General features: G+C 56.2%; 13 protein-coding genes. 10 read left to right on the forward strand and 3 right to left on the reverse strand.

Annotated elements, in window-relative coordinates:
• Positions 1–35 precede the first annotated feature (35 nt).
• A complete protein-coding gene (locus FHC49_RS04650; RefSeq protein WP_035891897.1) occupies positions 36–641 on the reverse strand; it encodes an ankyrin repeat domain-containing protein in 606 nt (201 codons plus the stop codon).
• A 248-nt stretch (positions 642–889) separates the two neighbouring features.
• Here FHC49_RS04650 and FHC49_RS04655 point away from each other — a divergent pair, with 248 nt between their 5' ends.
• Positions 890–1,384: a DUF1097 domain-containing protein gene (locus FHC49_RS04655; protein ID WP_185669271.1), complete on the forward strand. Its 495-nt coding sequence runs from the start codon at positions 890–892 to the stop codon at positions 1,382–1,384.
• A gap of 106 nt (positions 1,385–1,490) precedes the next feature.
• A complete protein-coding gene (locus FHC49_RS04660; protein ID WP_185669270.1) occupies positions 1,491–2,423 on the forward strand; it encodes a LysR substrate-binding domain-containing protein in 933 nt (310 codons plus the stop codon).
• Between the two features lie 24 nt (positions 2,424–2,447).
• Here FHC49_RS04660 and murF read toward each other — a convergent pair whose 3' ends face one another.
• Entirely contained in the window at positions 2,448–3,866 is a 1,419-nt protein-coding gene (gene murF / locus FHC49_RS04665; RefSeq protein ID WP_220438954.1) for a UDP-N-acetylmuramoyl-tripeptide--D-alanyl-D-alanine ligase, read from the reverse strand.
• A 176-nt stretch (positions 3,867–4,042) separates the two neighbouring features.
• Between murF and FHC49_RS04670 the strand changes: the two genes are divergently transcribed.
• The 8 genes from FHC49_RS04670 to FHC49_RS04705 all read left to right on the forward strand — a co-directional run bounded on the left by FHC49_RS04670 (position 4,043) and on the right by FHC49_RS04705 (position 18,917).
• Positions 4,043–5,707 (forward strand): Mur ligase, encoded by a 1,665-nt coding sequence (locus tag FHC49_RS04670; protein WP_220438955.1) that lies wholly within the window; start codon positions 4,043–4,045, stop codon positions 5,705–5,707.
• Positions 5,708–5,732: 25 nt separating this feature from the next.
• Positions 5,733–6,419 (forward strand): cysteine protease LapG, encoded by a 687-nt coding sequence (gene lapG, locus FHC49_RS04675; protein ID WP_185669267.1) that lies wholly within the window; start codon positions 5,733–5,735, stop codon positions 6,417–6,419.
• A gap of 9 nt (positions 6,420–6,428) precedes the next feature.
• Positions 6,429–8,369, forward strand: a complete 1,941-nt coding sequence (lapD, locus tag FHC49_RS04680) for a cyclic di-GMP receptor LapD (protein WP_185669266.1) — start codon at positions 6,429–6,431, stop codon at positions 8,367–8,369.
• Between the two features lie 17 nt (positions 8,370–8,386).
• Positions 8,387–8,728 carry a tryptophan synthase subunit beta gene (locus FHC49_RS04685; RefSeq protein WP_185669265.1) on the forward strand — a complete coding sequence of 114 codons (342 nt, stop codon included), beginning with the start codon at positions 8,387–8,389 and terminating at the stop codon, positions 8,726–8,728.
• Positions 8,729–9,060: 332 nt separating this feature from the next.
• Positions 9,061–13,776, forward strand: a complete 4,716-nt coding sequence (locus FHC49_RS04690; RefSeq protein WP_220438956.1) for a hypothetical protein — start codon at positions 9,061–9,063, stop codon at positions 13,774–13,776.
• 160 nt (positions 13,777–13,936) lie between these two features.
• A complete protein-coding gene (locus tag FHC49_RS04695) occupies positions 13,937–15,289 on the forward strand; it encodes a TolC family outer membrane protein (RefSeq protein ID WP_220438957.1) in 1,353 nt (450 codons plus the stop codon).
• Positions 15,290–15,388: 99 nt separating this feature from the next.
• Positions 15,389–17,575, forward strand: coding sequence for a type I secretion system permease/ATPase (locus FHC49_RS04700; RefSeq protein WP_220438959.1), 2,187 nt, complete (start codon positions 15,389–15,391; stop codon positions 17,573–17,575).
• Positions 17,562–18,917, forward strand: a complete 1,356-nt coding sequence (locus FHC49_RS04705; RefSeq protein ID WP_220438960.1) for an HlyD family type I secretion periplasmic adaptor subunit — start codon at positions 17,562–17,564, stop codon at positions 18,915–18,917. The genes FHC49_RS04700 and FHC49_RS04705 overlap by 14 nt, the downstream gene beginning before the upstream one ends.
• 81 nt (positions 18,918–18,998) lie before the next feature.
• Here FHC49_RS04705 and proP read toward each other — a convergent pair whose 3' ends face one another.
• Complete coding sequence (proP, locus tag FHC49_RS04710; RefSeq protein ID WP_185668498.1) at positions 18,999–20,501, reverse strand: glycine betaine/L-proline transporter ProP; 1,503 nt, start codon at positions 20,499–20,501, stop codon at positions 18,999–19,001.
• Between the last annotated feature and the right edge of the window lie 189 nt (positions 20,502–20,690).

The following is a 20,690-nucleotide window of genomic DNA, read 5'->3' on the forward strand; positions in this document are numbered from 1 at the left end:
CGCCGTATTGGGGTGTCGATAGCGCGTCTCCTCTGTTACGCTCCGGCGGCTATCAGCAGCTGGGCAATTTCTTCGTAACCCTTCTCCCGCGCCAGTTCCAGCGGGGTTTTGCCGTATTTGTCGGTCATGTGCGGGCTGGCGCCGTGTTCCAGCAGCAGGCCGACAATCGTCTGCTGAGTTTCACCGCCGTCGTTGAGCACGATGGCCTCCAGCAGCGGTGTCCAGCCAACAAAGTTGGTGTGGTTGACGTTGATGTGGGTGCGATGCAATAGCTCTTTGACGATTTCAAGGTGCCCTTTTTCGCAGGCGGGCGTCAGCCCCACACCGCCAAAACGGGTTAAGCGATTTAAATCCGGGCGGGCCGGTAACAGTAAACGCAGCAGCGTTAAATCATTATTCAGACAGCTAATTAAAAAAGGGTTTAAACAGGTCTGGTCTTGTTTATTAATATCCGCACCGGCATCCAGCAAAGCCACCACGCAATCATATTTTTTATTCAGACTCGCCAGCGTAATGGCGGTTTGCCCCTGACGATTACAGGCATTAATATCGACGCCCTGATGCAGGCAGGATTTTAATTTCGTCAGTTCGCCTTGTTGCGCAGCCAATAGATAGTCAGCAATCAGATTGTTGTTGGTCATGTCAAATCCCCTGATTTTTGTGGCTGTTTTCGATGAAATGAGAATAGCAACGAAATAACTGGAAAAGAACCCGCTTAAATTTTATTCGCCATAACCTGCTTGATTAGTGAATTTAATTTAATAATCGATACAGACTGTGCGGTAGTGCACCGTTTATTTCTTTACCGCTATGCCCCTTAACTCAATCGGGTTTTCTTTCTATATAGTTTCAGTGCGTAACCACTACCACTACATGAGAGGAAACAACGATGAACGGACTCACCGCTACGGGCATTACCGTTGGAGTGTGTGCAGGTCTCTGGCAGATGGTGTCCTCGCAGGTTGGGCTGGCCCCAGGCTGGGAATTATTAGGTACGATTGGCTTTGTGGCGTTCTGCAGTTTTTATGCGGCGGGCGGCGGCAAGGCAGGTTTTGTGAAGAGCCTTTTTGTCAATTACTCCGGCGCCGTTTGGGCATTTCTCGCGGCAGCGGCCTCCGGCTGGCTGGCGTCAGTGAGCGGCCTGTCGCCCTTCTGGGCGGGCGTGGTCATGACGGTGCCGTTCTCCGCCGTGGTGGTCTGGCAGGGGCGATTCTGGCTCACCTCGTTTATCCCCGGCGGCTTTCTCGGCATGACGCTGTTTTTCGCCACCGGAATGAACTGGTGGGTCACGCTGCTGGGCTTTCTGGCGGGAAACTGCGTCGGGATTATCTCCGAATATACCGGGCGCAAGCTGAGCGAAGCCACCTCGAAAGAGGCCGCGTAGGCGGGTTTTAAAAGTTATTCAAAAATGGTTGCCCAATAATCACCTCAACCAATACATTCATCTCATTAAAGAGGCCCGATAAATAGCTGAACCGAGGAGCAGGTGAATGAACTCAATTTTTACGGAAGAGAATCTGCTGGCGTTCACCACCGCCGCGCGGTTTGGCAGCTTCAGTAAGGCGGCGGAGGAGCTGGGCCTCACTACCTCCGCCATCAGCTATACCATCAAGCGCATGGAGACGGGCCTCGACGTGGTGCTGTTTACCCGCAGCACCCGCAGCATTGAGCTGACCGAATCCGGGCGCTACTTCTTTCGCAAAGCCAGTGACCTGCTCAATGATTTCCACGCCATCAAGCGCAGCATCGACACAATCTCTCAGGGCATTGAAGCGCGGGTACGCATCTGCATTAACCAGCTACTCTATACGCCAAAGCATACCGCCCGGCTGCTGCAGGTGCTGAAAAAGCAGTTCCCCACCTGCCAGATAACCGTCACCACCGAGGTCTACAACGGCGTCTGGGATTCGATTATCAATAATCAGGCCAGCATCGCCATCGGCGCGCCGGATACCCTGCTCGACGGCGGCGGTATTGATTACACCGAAATTGGCGCGATCCGCTGGGCCTTTGCCATCGCCCCATCTCACCCGCTGGCGTTTATGCCGGAGCCCATTGCCGAAAGCCAGCTGCGCCTCTATCCCAACATCATGGTGGAGGACACCGCGCACACTATTAATAAAAAGGTTGGCTGGCTGCTGCACGGGCAGGAATCCATTCTGGTGCCGGACTTCAACACCAAGTGCGAGTGCCAGATCCTCGGCGAAGGGATTGGTTTTCTGCCAGATTACATGGTGCGCGACGCGGAAGCACAGTCGCTGCTGGTCACCCGGAAAATCAACAACCCACGCCAGGACTCCCGCATGCTGCTGGCGACCCAGCACTCGGCCAACGGCCAGGTCACGCAGTGGATCAAACGGGAGTTTGGCCCTCAGGGGGTGTTAACCGGGATTTATGCGGATTTACTGCATCGGGAAGGATAGTCACCCTGCCCACGTGCGCAGGGTCTAGCGAGCGGCCAACAGCTTCAACCAGCTCACTAATTTCCATACCTGTGCGGAATGCGAGCCTTTAAATAAAACAATATCGCTATCCTGAATATCCTTAAGGTAAACTTTTTTAAATGCATCAACGTCATCCAGCAATATATATCGCTTATTTTCAGCCATCATGCTGACATAGGACTGATATGTATTGCCAATAAGGTAAATCGCATCAATCTGGCTGTGATTAATATTCGCAATCAACGCACGATAATATTGTTGGTACTCATCGCCTAACTCAGCCATTTCGCCCAGCACCAGCACTTTTCTTCCCGGCAGGACTGATTCGCTCAGTTGTGCAACCGCCATCATCATGGAGCCAGGATTAGCGTTATAGGCATCATCAATAACCGTTAGCGGATGGGTCGCCACCGTCAGATGATTGACTTCGCCTCTACCCGGCAGCGCCTGGAAGCGGGTTAGCCTCGGCAGCGCCGCCTCGGGGGAATAGCCTAGCGAAGAGACGACGGCAAGCGTGGCGACGCTATTGAGCGCCATATGTAGGCCTTCCGCCTGCATCGTATAGTCGAGGCGCTGGCCAAAAATCTCTGCCGTCACGCTGAGAGTAACCGGGTCATAGGCTATCAGGCGGCAGTCGCACCCTTCCTGCTGGCCATAGGTCACGATTCGCAAATCCTGCTTCACCGCAGCCGCATAAATACAGTCCCACTCCTGCATCTCACGATTTAGCACCGCAATATCGCCAGGCTTCATGCCGAGAAAAATCATGGCCTTAGTGCGCGCAATATCATGCAGCGACTGGTTCTCCTTCAGATGAACCGCCTGAATATTGGTCACCACTGCCACGGTCGGCCGCACCATGCGCGCGCTGATATCCATGCGGCCAATCGCCATTTCCAGAACTACCTGCGGCGTATCCCAGGGCATAGAGGCGATATTCCACGCGATGCCGCGCGGCAGATTCGCATTTTGCATGCTGCCAAGAGACGGCCCCCACTCGGCAAGCGCGGCGGTAAGCATGGCGACACAGGTGGTTTTTCCCGCGCTCCCCGTTACTCCAATCACGTTGCCCTGCATCCGATCGCGGGCATATCGCCCCATACTCAGCAGCGCTTCATTGCGATCGTCAACCAGATACACCGGTACATTGCTGTCGACTGCCAGTTGGGCATTATCGATAATAAGAGCGGCTGGCGGGTATGGCAGCTTATCGAGTCGCTCTGCGATGACGCCACCGACTTCGTTTTCCGCACGCACGCAAACCATATTGCCCGGTTGCATGGCCGGCGCAAAAATCGACACCCCTGTAGCCCGCCATCCTTCAGGTAGAGGGGTGAGCCAACGTCCCGGCACAGCCTGCATTAGGGATTCAGCTGTCCAGCAGGCGTCGTCTAAAAGTCCTTTTTCATTTTGCTGATCCATTCTTTCTCCTGGAAAATGCGGTGCCATTCGCCATCAAATTATTTGCGCCCAATAGGGTTATTTTCTATTTTCAGGGCAATATAGTAAAAATGTAGAATACATAAATCGCAATACGTAATGTTATTTTGATACGATTAATCTCAGACAAGGGCGTCATTCCATGACAAGGAGCTTAAATGTCGCTAAGCCGTTTACTTACGTATGTGCGCCCTGAACTCGACGCATTTCATGCCGCCGCGCAACCGTCCCCCTTTCCAGGCTACATCCTCTTCCTCAGCGCCAGCAATGGCGAGGAACGTGCCTATACCGCCTATGCCTGCGGTCATTCGCTGGATGAAGCCTGGCTGCGCGCGGTAGACAATTTACAGCGCTGGGAGAACCAGCAGTCGCGGCCAGCGATCTGGCTACGTGCCGATCTGGTCAACAAAATTCAGACCCTGCGCTGGGATGAACTGCAGGATAAGCTCAGTAAGACCAAACGTAACTACTTCCGCTTTGGCCTGAGCTTCACACCTGATTTTACGCAACCCATTCTGGAGCAGGAAATTAACGCCAACGCGCTGCTGTATCACGGCAGCGAGGGGGTAGCGACGCCCAATGCCGCCAACCTGGCGCACTACGCACGCTGGCGTTTCGGGAACGCGCTGCGCTGGCCGGATAAACCGGAACAGCTTATCTGGCGCTTCAACACCCGCAGCCTGTTCTGTGATGGCGAAAAGGTCTACCCCATCGAATCCAACGGCCGCAACGCCGGCTATCGCCAACTGTCGCACTGGCAGGAAGAGGCGCTGGAGCCGATGATTTTCTCTGCCACCGACTATCTGGCACGCCAGGTAAAAAAATCGGGCCGCTATCATTACGGCTGGTTCCCGTGCTTCGACCGCGCGATCCCAACCTATAACGCCCTGCGCCATGCCAGCTCAACCTATGCGCTGCTCGAAGGTTGGGAGGTGACGCAGGATAAAACCCAGTTTGCAGCCATTGAGCGCGCGCTGCATGACCTGTCGACCGAGCTTATTGCCACCCGCACGCTCCTGGACGGCAGCGAAGCTGACTTCCTGACAGATACGGGCGGCGAGATTAAACTAGGCGGTAATGCAGTCTGTATTCTGGCGATGGTTAAGTACACCGAACTGACCGGTGATGAGCGCTATCTCCCGCAGATGCAGCGTCTGGCTAACGGTATCGGTTTTATGCAAAAACCGGATACTGGCGGTTTTAACCACGTTTTGCACGCCGCCGATCTGTCGCTGAAGGCCGAGCACCGCATCATCTATTACGATGGCGAAGCCACCTTCGCATTGATGCGTCTGTATGGCCTGACAAAAGCCCCCCGCTGGCTGACCATCGTTGAGCGCGCCATGGATCACTTTATCGAGCAGAAACACTGGCAGGCCCACGACCACTGGCTAAGCTACTGTGTAAACGAGCTCACGCTGTATCGCCCGCTTGCGCGCTACTATCAGTTCGGCCTGGATAACGTTCGTGATTACCTGGATTTCGTGCTTCAGCGAGTTACCACCTACCCCACGCTGCTGGAATTGATGATGGCGGCCTCGCATATGCTGGCGCGCCTGGCCGAGTCCGAGCACCGGCAACTGCTCGAGGGCTTCGATATGGAGAAATTTAATCTGGCGCTGGAGACGCGAGCGCGCTACCTCGCGAACGGCTTCTTCTGGCCTGAACTGGCCATGTTCTTCAAAAAACCATCCCGTATTGTGGGGAGCTTTTTTATTCGTCACCACAGCTTCCGGGTACGTATCGACGACGTAGAGCACTACCTCTCTGGCTACGTTGCTTACCGCAAACGCTGGCGCAGCCAGCATGGCATTAAGGCGTAATTTCGTGATGCTGAGCGTCCCTTAAATGAGGCTCCCTGACGTATTCTACTGGAAGCGCTGGCTATCGTTATGCCTGGCCCTGCTTCTGTTTGTGCCGCTACAAATTGGTGCGGGCTGGGACTTTAATACCATTAATTCCCGAACCCGGCAGCTTTACGGCCCGGCGACACCGACCGCGCAGCGTAATATCGACGCCTGGGAAATGTTATTGAAGCAGCCGCCGGCTGGCGATATTCATACCACCCTGAACCGCGTAAACCAGTTTTTTAATTCGCGGATCCGCTTTGTTGATGATATGACGGTATGGGGCCAGGAAGATTATTGGGCGACGCCGGTAGAAGCCCTGCGTAAAGGCGCAGGAGATTGTGAAGACTACGCGCTGGCGAAATATTTCACCCTACGCGAATTAGGCGTTCCTGCCAGCCAATTAAGAATTACCTATGTTAAAGCATTACAATTAAATCAGGCACATATGGTCGTCACCTGGTATTCGAGCCCGGATGCAATTCCGCTGGTTCTCGATAACCTCAAACCCGCCATATTGCCCGCCTCCGCCCGTAGCGACCTGCTCCCCGTCTATTCATTTAATGGCGAGGGTTTGTGGATACCACAGGCAAGCGGCAGCAAGCGCGTCGGCGACAGTACAAGACTCTCTCGTTGGCAGGATCTTCTCACCAGGATGCGTGCAGAAGGGTTTGTAATTAATGAATAGGAAGCGGTCATGTCCCTCTATAAACAGCTACTGATTGGCATCTGCCTGTTTACGTTGACGATTTTCTGCGGCAACTTTTTTGCCACGCTGGAAAGTTCGCGTGAACAGTACCACAACCAGCTAAGCGCGCATGCTCAGGATGCCGCCACGGCGCTGGGGCTCTCGCTGACCGCGCATATTGACGACCCGGTGATGACGGAACTGATGGTGAACTCGATTTTTGATAGCGGCTACTTCTACCGCATTCAGGTCGTGGATATCAAAACCGGCAAGCCGATTATTGAACGCCAGAACGTCCCACCTAGCGCCAATGTCCCAGGTTGGTTTGTGCGTATGGTGCATCTGAATCCAGGCCAGGGTGAAGCCGTGGTCATGCGCGGCTGGACGCAGGCCGCACGCGTTGAGGTTATCAGCCACCCCATGTTTGCCCTCGCGCGCCTGTGGGGCACGCTGGTTGCGAGCTTCCTGTGGCTGACGGGCTGTAGCGTGCTGTGCATTCTCGGTGCGATGTTCCTGCTGCGTAACCGTCTGCGCCCGCTGAACTACATCGTCGAGCAGGCGATGGCCATCAGCCGTCGCGAATTCCTGAGCCTACCTGCGCTGCCCAAAACGCCGGAACTGCGCCGAGTGGTTGAAGCCACGAACATGATGGTCACCCAGCTCAAAGCTCTGTTCAGCGAGCAGGCGCAACGCACGGAAACGCTTCGCCAGGAAGCCTACAACGACAGCCTGACCGGCCTGAACAACCGCCGGTCGTTTGATATTAAATTCCAGACACGCCTGAGCGATGAAGAAAGTGCCGACGGCAACCTGATAGTGCTGCGCGTTCAGGACCTGATGGGCCTGAACCAGCGCCTCGGCGGAGCCAATACCGATAAACTGCTGCAGGCCGTCGCCGGGATCCTCGACGCTCTCCAGCAGCGCTTTTTCCACAGCGAAGGCTTTGTCGCCCGCGTGCGCGGTGGTGAGTTCGCCCTTATCACCGCACCGGTTCTGCCTAAAGAGATGGACAGCTTCGCCAGCTCACTCAATACCCAGCTGAAGGCGCTGTATGAAACCGGGCTGAGCGACGTCAACCCGGTTGCCCACTTCGCCGCCGTAGCTTTCCACTACGGTGATTCCCCGCAAATGCTGCTGCGCCAGGCGGATCAGATTCTGGTTGCGGCAGAAGCGGATATGCGCACCTTTGCCGACCCAGACCTCGCGGCACAACAGGAGCCGGATGAAGATCACCACGACTGGCACAAGCGCCTGAGCGCGATTCTGGATAAAGAGGCTTTCGAGCTTTATTCACAGCCGGTATATCAGTGCAACAATCAACACGTTGTTCTGCATAGAAAAATACTTGCTCGCATCAAAGATGAAGAGGGTGAAATTATCCCTGCGGGTCGCTTTATTCCCTGGGTGCGTCGCTTGGCTCTGGGCCGTCGAATGGACGTCGTAATGCTCAAACAGACCCTGCGCGCGATGGAACACAGTACCGATGCGTTCGCCCTCAGCATCAGCGGGGAGAGCGTGGCAGACGACGCCAGTCTGAACGCCCTGCTCCAGCCGTTGAAAACCGCACGTCATCTGGCGCCACGGCTCACGCTGGAGCTGGATGAAAACGAACTGCCTGAGCCAGAGCGCGTCAGCATTCTGGTGAAAAAATTGCAGGATCTCGGCTGTGGTCTGGGCATCCAGCACTTTGGCGGCCGCTTCCACCTGATTGGCAACCTGCCGCAGTGGGGGCTTGCCTGGATCAAAGTTGATGGTGGCTACATCCATCACATCAACGAAGAAGAAGATAAAAAACTATTTATCGAGGCCATTTACTGGGCGACACGGCAGATCAATCTGCCGCTCATCGCCGAACGTGTTGAAACGGAAGGTGAGCTGGCGGTGCTGGAGAAAATCGGCCTGTACGGCGCAATGGGCCGTTACTTTAGCGATGCCAGCACATTACATTAACTCTCAGGAGAGAAGCCATGCACTTTATTGAACGTGATGGTGAAGGACGGATCGTTCGGGTTGAGACCGTTGCCTTCGCCGGAATGACCGAGCAGAGCGAAGTGGCCACCGCGGAAATCAGCGAATGGCTAAAAGTAGAAAGCATTCGTGCGGCAACAATACAGCAGTTGCAGCAGAGTGACCTCAACATGATCCGCGTACTGGAAGACCTTATCGAAGTGCTGATGAGCAAGGGAATCATCAGCATTACCGACCTACCGCCTGCCGCGCAAAGCAAACTGCTTAACCGTGCCCAGGCACGTCAAACGCTGAGCGGGCTGGAAGGTCTCATCGGCGATGACGATGAAAGACTGATTTAACGCTCGCTTATCCTCACTATTTCAGGCACATGATTTTGTGCCTGAAATATAATTAGCCTTAAAACCATCATAAAACCCTGTCTATACCTACCAATTCTTTACAAGACATTTCCATTGAAACAACATTAAAATCAAAGAATATTCTTTCCACCAACTTTATTCTCAAATAAGAATAACGCGTACCATTCGTAATACTGTTATTACGATGATGAAAGATAAGAAATATTAATTATATAAGCCAGACGGCCTGGTCCGTAAAGGCGAGTAGTCTTTGTATTCAATCAATATTTGCGTGGTACAGGAATTACCCGTAGAAATGAAGGAGAGCGCGGATGAACGGTATAGCCGGAACCATCAAAACAATCATTGGTCAGGTTTTTGCTATTTCGCCAGATGGCAGCAGACGACTGCTGACTGAAGGCGATCGAATCCTGACTGGCGAACAGATAGAAACTGGCGCAGCCGGCGCCGTTACCATTGCTCTCCCAAATGGAAAAAGCCTGGATCTCGGCCGCGACAGTCACTGGGACAGTGCCCAGAATGCCTTACTTTCCCCAGAGACGGGCGATCAAACCGACATCGCGGCCATACAGCAAGCCATTGCCGATGGCCAGGACCCCACGCAAATACTTGAAGCGACCGCCGCTGGCCCGCAATCTCCTTCCGGCAGCGGTGAACCCGGCGCCGGTGGCGCGCACACCCACGTCATCCTCGATCTGACCGGTGAAAGAGTCGACCCTACAGCCGGATACCCAACTGAAGGTATCGACTTCCCCCATACGCCAATAGAAGAAGAACTCACGGTTCTTGATCGATCTGATGCAGTAGGCGGGGACACAGATTCTGATGCGGATGCGGACGCCGATGCCGATGCAGACACCGATGCTGATGCCGACGCGGATGCCGATGCGGATGCCGACGCCGATGCGGACGCCGACGCAGATGCCGACGCAGATGCCGACTCGGATGCCGACGCCGATGCCGACGCGGATGCGGATGCGGATGCGGATGCCGATGCCGATGCCGACGCCGACGCGGATGCTGATGCCGATGCGGACGCCGATGCCGACGCGGATGCGGATGCCGACGCGGATGCGGATGCGGATGCGGATGCGGATGCGGACGCAGATGCCGACGCAGATGCCGACGCTGATGCAGATGCAGATGCAGATGCCGATGCTGACGCTGATGCAGATGCCGATGCGGACGCCGATGCCGATGCCGATGCGGATGCGGATGCCGATGCCGATGCCGATGCGGACGCAGATGCGGACGCCGACGCTGATGCCGATGCGGACACTGATGCCGACGCGGACGCCGACGCTGATGCCGATGCGGATGCAGACGCCGATGCGGATGCGGACGCAGATGCCGATGCGGACGCAGATGCCGATGCGGACGCCGATGCCGATGCGGACGCTGATGCAGATGCTGATGCGGACGCCGATGCGGATGCCGATGCGGATGCCGATGCGGATGCCGATGCGGATGCCGATGCGGATGCCGATGCGGACGCCGATGCCGATGCCGATGCCGATGCCGATGCCGATGCCGATGCCGACGCAGATGCGGATGCGGACGCCGATGCCGACGCCGACGCAGATGCGGATGCTGACGCCGACGCCGACGCGGATGCCGATGCGGACACTGATGCCGACGCGGACGCCGACGCTGATGCCGATGCGGATGCAGACGCCGACGCCGATGCGGATGCAGACGCGGATGCGGACGCCGATGCCGATGCAGACACCGATGCTGATGCCGACGCGGACGCCGACGCAGATGCCGACGCGGATGCCGACGCGGATGCCGACGCCGATGCCGATGCCGATGCCGACGCCGATGCGGACGCCGACGCCGATGCGGATGCCGACGCCGATGCGGATGCCGACGCAGATGCCGATGCCGATGCCGATGCCGATGCCGACGCCGACGCGGATGCCGATGCCGACGCCGATGCGGATGCGGATGCGGATGCGGATGCAGATGCCGATGCAGATGCCGATGCGGACGCCGACGCAGATGCGGATGCAGATGCAGATGCGGATGCAGACGCCGATGCGGATGCGGATGCCGATGCCGACGCCGATGCCGACGCTGATGCAGACGCCGATGCGGATGCGGATGCCGATGCCGACGCTGATGCCGACGCAGATGCGGATGCGGATGCGGACGCAGATGCCGACGCAGATGCCGACGCTGATGCAGATGCTGATGCAGACGCCGATGCTGATGCTGATGCTGATGCTGATGCTGATGCTGATGCAGACGCCGATGCTGATGCAGATGCAGACGCCGATGCTGATGCAGACGCCGATGCTGATGCAGACGCTGATGCAGATGCCGATGCCGATGCGGATGCGGACGCCGACGCCGATGCGGACGCTGATGCGGACGCCGACGCTGATGCCGATGCGGACACTGATGCCGACGCGGACGCCGACGCGGATGCAGACGCGGATGCGGACGCAGATGCCGATGCCGACGCAGATGCAGATGCGGACGCCGACGCAGATGCTGACGCCGACGCCGACGCGGATGCAGACGCAGATGCCGATGCCGACGCTGATGCCGATGCGGATGCGGACGCCGATGCAGATGCTGATGCGGACGCCGATGCGGATGCCGATGCGGATGCCGATGCGGACGCGGACGCCGATGCCGATGCCGATGCCGATGCCGACGCAGATGCGGATGCGGATGCGGACGCCGATGCCGACGCAGATGCGGATGCTGACGCAGATGCGGATGCTGACGCGGACGCCGATGCCGATGCCGATGCCGACGCAGATGCGGATGCGGACGCCGATGCCGACGCAGATGCGGATGCGGACGCCGATGCCGACGCCGATGCCGATGCGGACGCTGATGCCGATGCGGACACTGATGCCGACGCGGACGCCGATGCCGATGCGGATGCCGATGCGGATGCCGACGCTGATGCAGACGCCGACGCGGATGCGGATGCCGATGCCGATGCCGATGCCGACGCTGATGCAGACGCCGATGCTGATGCAGACGCCGATGCGGATGCCGATGCGGATGCCGATGCGGATGCAGACGCGGATGCCGACGCCGATGCAGACGCCGATGCTGATGCAGACGCCGACGCCGATGCAGACGCCGATGCTGATGCAGACGCCGATGCCGATGCCGACGCGGATGCCGATGCCGATGCCGATGCCGACGCGGATGCGGATGCCGACGCGGATGCGGATGCCGATGCCGATGCCGACGCTGATGCCGACGCGGATGCCGATTCCGATGCGGACGCCGATTCAGATTCAGATTCAGACTCCGATTCAGATTCAGACTCCGATTCCGATTCAGACTCCGATTCCGATTCAGACTCCGATTCAGACGCCGATTCAGACTCCGATTCAGACGCCGATTCCGACATCACCCTCAACGTCAACTTTACCGCCTCTAACCCTACAAAGGTCATCGAGGTTAACGGCGGTAGCAAAGATCCTAGCGGTAACGGCTTTGATATCGACGGCAGCGGTATGATTGTGGCGGTTGGGGCGAATGTCGTTGTATGGGTGTCTCAAGGCGATGTTGGGAAATATGTTTCTAAGGATATCCCTTCATCCAACATCCATGAATACACCTCCGGTAACGCGAATGGTACCGTGGGTAAGTCCGATATCTTTATTCTGCACGATGGCAGTACCTACACGCAGGGAGATAACACCCAGCACGCAATGAATGCGGTCAACGGCAACCGTGAAGCCAGCAGCAGTACTGCGCACGACTACATCTTTGTCCCTGGCGATTCATCGTGGAGCAACACGGATGGCACAAAAAACGTCAACGGCAACATTAACTACATCGAAAGCGTCAACCTTACCGTTAATGGACAAACGTTTTATGGTAATAACCGCTTAACTGAAATTATCTCCGGAACGGGGAAAGAAGGCCTGGATCCCGGCCATTCCGACAGTAAAGTCTCCTGGCAATACGACCTGAATATTGATGCCAACATTGAGGGAAGTAGCGATCACAACATTACCTCAATCAAATTCAGTGGGTTAGCACCGAAAGCTACCGTCAACTATCAGGGCGTTAACTATACGGCGGACGACAATGGGAATCTGACCATCGATGTTCCAGATGGCACCCATCTGGATGCGCATTTAACCCTGACATCACCGACGCAGATAACCGATCTGGGCTCGGTCAAGGTCGATGTTGTCACCGACGTCGACGACTCATCGCCGTCTTCCGGGCCGATTGATGCCAACAGCGGCGATCACTCAATCGTCCTCGCTGGCGGTGAAGATAACCACGCGGACGATTCGACTCATACGCTATCGACGGAGGGAGACGTTCACCACGCGACTCTGGCACACGTCAGCACCGTTGACTCAACCGAACATACCGACGATGTATCGGCAAACGATCATTCAACGGAAAGCGACTCCGCAAATCTGGCGGCGTTGAGCGACAACGATACGCATACGGCAACAACCGATCCTGGCGATACCGCGAATACCGGTGAAACCGACACCAGCGAACCGGCGGATAACCTTGCCGGAAACCAGACGATCGACACCGCAGGTCAGGCAGAGGAAACGGATTCAGCGAACGACCATGCCGCAGCAGATCAGGATACCGCTGGCCTGTTGGCCGACAATGAAACTATCGATCTCAGCGCGATTGAGCAGGATACATCCCAGGTGCAGAGCGTGGCTAACGAAAGCCCTGAGACATCGCTGAGCATGCTGCTGGACGATATTGATAGCCAACTGCATGAGGCCGATACCGCCCAGAACGCCGAGCCACTAGAGGATAAACCAGCCTCAACGGCGACGACAGATACACATCAGGTGGAGACTATCGACCTCAGCGAGATTATCCACGATGACAGCACCAATGATGTCAGCTCAATGATTCAGGTAGAAGCGCCAGCGGAAAATACCGAGACGGCGGGACACGTTCAGGATGTTCCGGCGGAAAGTTCTGGCGGTGAGGGGGCGGATAGCTGGAATGCCCATAATATTGCGGAGCTGGATCATTTAATACCGCAGCCGGATACGGACGCCTGATGCGTTAGGGTCGGTTACCGCCGACTCTTTTTATTCATAGTTCGTCATAGCCACCGTTATTGGTCTGGATGAACCCTTAGCAGTAAATGATATTAATGACATTGCCTCTGGTGGCCAAAACCCGTAGCCAGGGAAATAAACGTAAGGAAAGGGCGACATCATGAACAAACACATTCGGGTATTCACCAGCTTCTCTCTGCCGCTACTGTTCGCCAGCAGCGTGAGTGCGGCCACGCTCGAACAGGCCGTTAAAGACAGCTTGCTCTGGCACCCGCAGGTGAGCGCGTCGGTCAACAGCCGCTATTCTGCCGATGAGGATTTGCGGGCGGCAAAAGGCGGCTATCTGCCTACCTTAAACCTCTCCGCCGGTACCGGCTGGGAGCAGACCGATAACGCCAGCACCCGTGCGGCTAACGATCATCGTCGCAACCTGAACCGCAGCGAATCCAGCCTTAATCTGCGCCAGAATGTGTTTAACGGCTTTGCCACCACCAGCGAAGTGGCCCGGCAAAAGGCGACAGTGAACTCCCGGGCCTACACGGTGATGAACACCAGTGAATTGACTGCGCTGAATGCGATTCAAAGCTATCTCGACGTTCTGATGCGTCAAAAAATGGTGCAACTGGCGCAGGATAACCTGAAAAACCACGAACGCGTTTTTGACCAAATTCGCCTGCGCACCGAACAGGGCGTAGGCCGTAAGGCTGACTTTGAGCAGGCGCAGGCGCGTCTGGCGCAGGCGAAAAACAACCTACTGACCGAACAAACCAACCTCGAAGATGCCCAGGCCAACTACTACAGCGTGGTCGGCAAAGAGGCGAGCGGCCTGTCAATGCCGATGACGACCAAAGTTCCAGGCTCTCAGGCTGAAGCCCGTAAGCAGATGCTGGAAAACAGCCCGCTGCTCAAGCAGGCCGATGCAGATGTTGAAGCCACCCGTCAGCAGTATGAAGCCGCGAAATCACGCTTCTACCCGAGCGTGGATGTCGACCTCGGCCGCCGCATGGATAACAACACCGACGGTACGCGTGGTCACGATCAGGAGTGGCAGGCGATGGTTCGCATGAACTACAACCTGTTTAACGGCGGCAGCGATAAAGCACAGCTGTCATCTTATGCCTATAAAATGCAGGAAGCGCAGGACGTCAAACGCAACGCCCTTCGCCAGTTGGATGAGGAGCTGCGTCTGTCCTGGAACGCCTGGCAGAACGCCAAACAGCAGGTGCCGATCGCCAAAGATTACGCCGATCGCAGTGCCGTGGTGCGCACCGCATATCAGGAGCAGTTCAGCATCGGCGAGCGTAGTCTGCTGGATATGCTGGACAGCGAAAACGAAGTGTTCACCGCCCAGCGCCGCTACGTCGAAATGCAGTTTGTGGAGATGTTCACCACCTACCGCATCAACGCCCGTATTGGCGATCTGCTAAAACAGCTGAATATTCAGGCACCAACGGCCGCACAGCCGGTGGATGAGCAGCAGACGGCACACAACAACTTACCCGAACTGAAATAATCGATTTTGGGCCTGCGGGTTATCTTACTTTACGGTGAGGTAACCCCTTATACTCTTCAGCCTGTGCGAGTTTTATTCGCTGGTATATAAGGTCTGACTATGGCGTCTTATACTGATCCACTTGAGCAAGTGACTGCTTCTGCTGATAACACCATCAGGCACGATCCGCGGCAACATCATGACGATCCCCTGCTCGATTCACTGATGATCGTCTGCCAGTTGCACAACATCGTGACCAGTCGCAACGTATTAACCGGCGGTTTGCCGCTGGATGAACATCGACTTACGCTCAGCGCATTCCCACGCGCGGCGAAACGCGCGGGGCTAAAAGCACGCGTACTGCAGCGGCCGCTGGAAAAAATCACCGCCATTTCGCTACCCGCTATCGTACTCCTCAAAAACGATCAGGCCGCCGTGCTGATCGGATGGGACGACCAGCAGCGCGCCCGTCTTCTGACAACCGAAACGGAAGGCGGTGAAATAGTGCTTGAGCGCGAAGCGCTGGCAGAAAACTACAGCGGGAAAACCATTTTTATCCAGCCAGGACACGAATACGACCGCCAGCCGACGGCAACGATTCCACGCACCCGCTCCTGGTTTAAAGACACGTTAAAACTGTCGAAATTCCTTTACCTGGATTCGGTTGTCGCCAGTTTTATCATCAACGTGATCGCGATTGCTACGCCGCTGTTCGTGATGAACGTCTACGATCGCGTGGTGCCAAACCAGGCCACCGCCACGCTCTGGGTGCTGGCAATCGGCATCTCAATCGCCTTTGTGTTTGATCTTATTTTGAAGGTATTACGCGGTATTTGTCTTGATATCGCGGGGAAAAAGACCGATCTCATCGTTTCGGCAGCGCTGTTTGAACGCCTGCTGGGCATGAAGATGAAAGAGCGGCCACAGCGAGTTGGCGGCTTTACGCAGCAGTTCCAGGAGTATCAGTCGGTACGCGATTTCCTCTCGTCATTCACCCTGACGGCGCTCATCGACTTCCCGTTTACCTTATTGATTTTATTGGTTATCGCTATTATTGGCGGCCCACTCGCCCTGATTCCGCTGCTCTGTTATCCGATTGCGCTGGGCATTAACTGGATGCTCCAGCGTCCGCTGCTGGAACAGGTGCAAAAAACCTATCGCCTCTCCACTGAACGTCAGGCCATGCTGGTTGAGACGATTACCGGCCTGGACGCGATTAAGGTCAACAACGCGCAAAGCGAACGTCAGTATCAGTGGGAACAGATTATCGGCCAGTTGAGCAAGCTGGAGCTGCGGGTTAAATCGCTCTCCTATCTTGCAATCAACCTGACGGCATGGATCCAGAAAATTGCCGGCGTCGTGATGATTGTTGTGGGCGTGTACAGCATTATTGCCGGTAACCTCAGTATGGGCGGCCTGATCGCCTGCTACCTGCTCAATCGCCGTGCCATGATGCCCATTGGCCAACTTTGCAGCCTGATAACCCGCTACCAGCGCGCCAAAATGACCAAGGCCACCATCGACCGCATGATGGATCTTGACCAGGAAGTGCAGGAGGACGAAGTGCCGCTGAAGCGTGAAACGCTCTCTGGCGCTATCGAGTTCCGCGACGTGACCTTCCACTACCCGCAAAACCAGTACATGTCGTTAAACGGCATTTCGCTCAAAATTGAGCCGGGCGAGAAGGTGGGGATTATCGGCCGTAGCGGTTCCGGCAAAAGCTCGCTGGCGAAGCTGCTGGTTGGTTTCTACCAGCCAGATGAAGGCACCATCCTGATTGACGGCATTGATGCCCGCCAGCTCGACGTCCACGATGTCCGGCATAACATCGGCTACGCGCCGCAGGATATTCACCTGTTCAGCGGAACGCTGCGCGATAATCTGTTGAGCGGTGCCAGCTACGTTGATGAAGAGACGATGCTGCGCGCGGCCACGCTGGCTGGCGTACATGAGTTCGCCCGTCGCCACCCTTCCGGCTACAACATGCAGGTTGGGGAACGCGGGATGAATCTTTCCGGCGGCCAGCGTCAGGCCGTCGCGCTGGCGCGGTCGCTGCTGCTCGACCCGCCGGTGCTCCTGATGGACGAACCCACCAGTTCGATGGACAACACCAGCGAAGATTTGATTAAAAAAGCGCTAACGCCGCTCGTCAGCAATAAAACGCTGCTGCTGGTCACCCACCGCGCCTCGCTGCTGACGCTGGTTGATCGTCTGATTATCCTCGATAACGGCAAAATCATCGCGGATGGTCCGAAAGAAAGCGTCATGACCGCACTGAAGAAGGGACAAATTCATGCGCAACGTTAACCGAATGATGAAGTGGCTTTTTGGCGACAGAAACGCCTCAACGCTCACCTCAAACGAGGTGAACAAAGCGCTACTCGATGACTCTCCGCGCGTGGTGCGTATCACCCTGTGGGCGATCCTCGGCTTCTTTATCATCATGATTGCCTGGGCATCGCTGGCCGAAATCGACGAAGTGACGCGCGGCGACGGCAAAGCGATTCCCTCCTCACGCCTACAAAAAATCCAGAACCTGGAAGGGGGGATTGTCGCTGAAGTGTTCGTGCACGAAGGGGAAGTCGTCAAAGCAGGCGCGCCGTTGTTGCGTCTCGACGATACCCGCTTTCGTTCTAACGCCGGGGAGTCCGAGGCCGACCGATTGGCGCTGGAGGCGCGTATTCAACGCCTGACCGCACAGCTGGATGGCAAAGAAACCCTCACCCTGTCACCGGATATTGTGGAGAAGTCTCCGGATATCGCTAACGGCGAAATGGAGCTCTTTGCCAGCGTGAACAAACGGATTCAGAGCGAGCTATCTGGCCTCGATGAGCAACTGGTGCAGAAGAAACAGGAGCTGCTGGATTACCAAGCCAAAGGCGAGCAGTACCGCCGTAGCCTGGGGCTGCTGCAACAGGAAATCAGCATGTCTGAACCGCTGGTTGCCAAAGGGGCCATCTCGAAGGTCGAGGTGCTGCGCCTGCGCCGTTCCGAGGTGGAAACCCGCGGGCAGCTGGAGTCGGTCACGCTGTCAGTGCCAAGAGCCCAGGCGGCGATTAAAGAGATTGAAAGTAAAATGGGTGAGACGCGCGGCCGCTATCGCAGTGAAGCGCTGTCCCAGCTCAACGAAGCCCGCACCGAACTCAGTAAGCTCACCGCCACCGGCAAGGCCATCGAGGACCGGGTTAACCGTACGCTGGTCACTTCACCGGTACGCGGCATCGTCCAGCAACTGATGGTCAACACCATCGGCGGTGTTATCCAGCCGGGCAACGACCTGGTCGAGATTGTCCCGCTGGATGATACGCTGCTGATTGAAGCCAAAATTCGCCCGCAGGATATCGCTTTCCTGCGCCCAGGACAGGAAGCGATGGTCAAGTTCACCGCCTATGACTTCACCATCTATGGCGGCCTGAAGGCTAAGCTGGAGCAAATCAGCCCGGATACGGTGACGGACAAAGACGGCAAGAGCTTCTATGTTATTCGTCTGCGTACGGAGAAAAACCACCTCGGCAGCGATGAAAAACCGCTGATTATTATTCCGGGGATGGTGGCATCGGTGGATATTATTACCGGCAAGAAAACCATTCTGGCCTATTTGCTGAAGCCGATTCTGAGGGCCAAAGCCGAAGCGTTCCGCGAACGATAAGCACAAAAAACCCGGCGTCATCAGCCGGGTTTTTTATTGGTATGTTTCGGTGCTTACGCCGACCCTAGGATCGGGCACGGCCTACTCGTTAATTTTCGGATGCTGCATCACCAGCTGCGAGCGTTTCTCCTGCAGCGCGGCAATCTCGGCATCGATATCTTCAATCTTATGCTCGATATGGTCGTGATGCTCCTGAAGGATCTCCTTCGCTTCGGCCATATCCGATGCCGCAGGCGTTGCGCCTTTCAGCGGCCGGTTGGCGGTCTCTTTCATCATCACACCGGTCATCAGGCCGATTACCGCCACCACCATCAGATAGTAAGCCGGCATCATCAGGTTCTGCGTTGACTCCACCAGCCAGGCGGCCAGCGTCGGCGTTACACCGGCAACCAGCACCGAGATGTTAAAGGCACTCGCCAGCGCGCTGTAGCGGATATGGGTTGGGAACATCGCCGGTAACGACGACGCCATCACCCCGGTGAAGCAGTTCAGGATCACCGCCAGCAGCAGCAGGCCGGAGAAAATCAGACCAATCGAGTTGCTGTTAATCAGCACGAAGGCCGGAATCGAGAACACCAGCAGCGCAATGCTACCCACCACGATAAACGGACGACGACCAAATCGGTCGCTCAGCAGACCCATCACCGGCTGCACGAACAGCATACCGATCATAATGGCGATGATAATCAGCACACCGTGGTCTTCCGAGTAGTGCAGGTTATGCGACAGGTAGCTCGGCATGTAGGTCAGCAGCATGTAGTAGGTCACGTTGGTGGAGATAACCAGACCGATACATGCCAGCAGGCTACGCCAGTGCTTGGTGGCAATCTCTTTAAACGATACCTTTGGTCCATCCTGCAGACCCTGACGATCGCCCTGCTCCAGCTTATCGACGTGCTGCTGGAACGCCGGGGTCTCTTCTAACGCATGACGCAGATAGAGGCCGATAATCCCTAACGGCAGCGCAACGAAGAACGGAATACGCCAACCCCACTCAAGGAAGTTCGCCTCACCCACCGCAGTAGAGAGCAGTACCACCAGACCCGCACCCATCACGAACCCGGCAATCGAACCGAAGTCCAGCCAGCTGCCCATGAAACCGCGCTTACGGTCAGGAGAGTATTCAGCGACAAAGATAGACGCCCCGGTATATTCACCGCCGACCGAGAAGCCCTGCGCCATTTTACACAGCAGCAGCAGGATCGGTGCCCAAATACCGATAGTCTCGTACGAAGGAATAAGACCAATACAGAATGTACTGAGCGACATAATAATAATGGTGATGGAGAGAATCTTCTGGCGACCGTATTTATCCCCCAGCATCCCGAAGAACAGACCGCCCAGTGGACGAATCAGGAAGGGAACGGAGAAGGTACCCAATGCGGCAATCATCTGCACGCTGGGGTCGGCATCCGGGAAGAAGACTTTACCCAGCGCATAGGCCACAAACCCATAAACCCCGAAGTCAAACCACTCCATCGCGTTACCCAGTGAAGCCGCGGTAATCGCTTTGCGCAGCTTGGCATCGTCGATGATAGTGACGTCACGAATCGTGATCGGTTTTACTTTTTTCCTTTTAAGCATGGTTTTCCTCGTTCAATTTCGCCTTGAACGCACACCCAGTGGCGACAAACACACGATGTGTTTGCGAGGGTGCGTAAAGGGAACCGTGGAGATGCTGGTTCCGTTTATCCAAGCGTAGCAGGTTTGCATGTCTGCGTGAGTCGATGTTTGCGGACAATCAAACCTGTTGGGCCTGCTGGCGAGTCAGTT

The organism is Kluyvera sp. EC_51 (assembly GCF_019584505.1).
GTDB lineage: Bacteria > Pseudomonadota > Gammaproteobacteria > Enterobacterales > Enterobacteriaceae > Kluyvera > Kluyvera sichuanensis.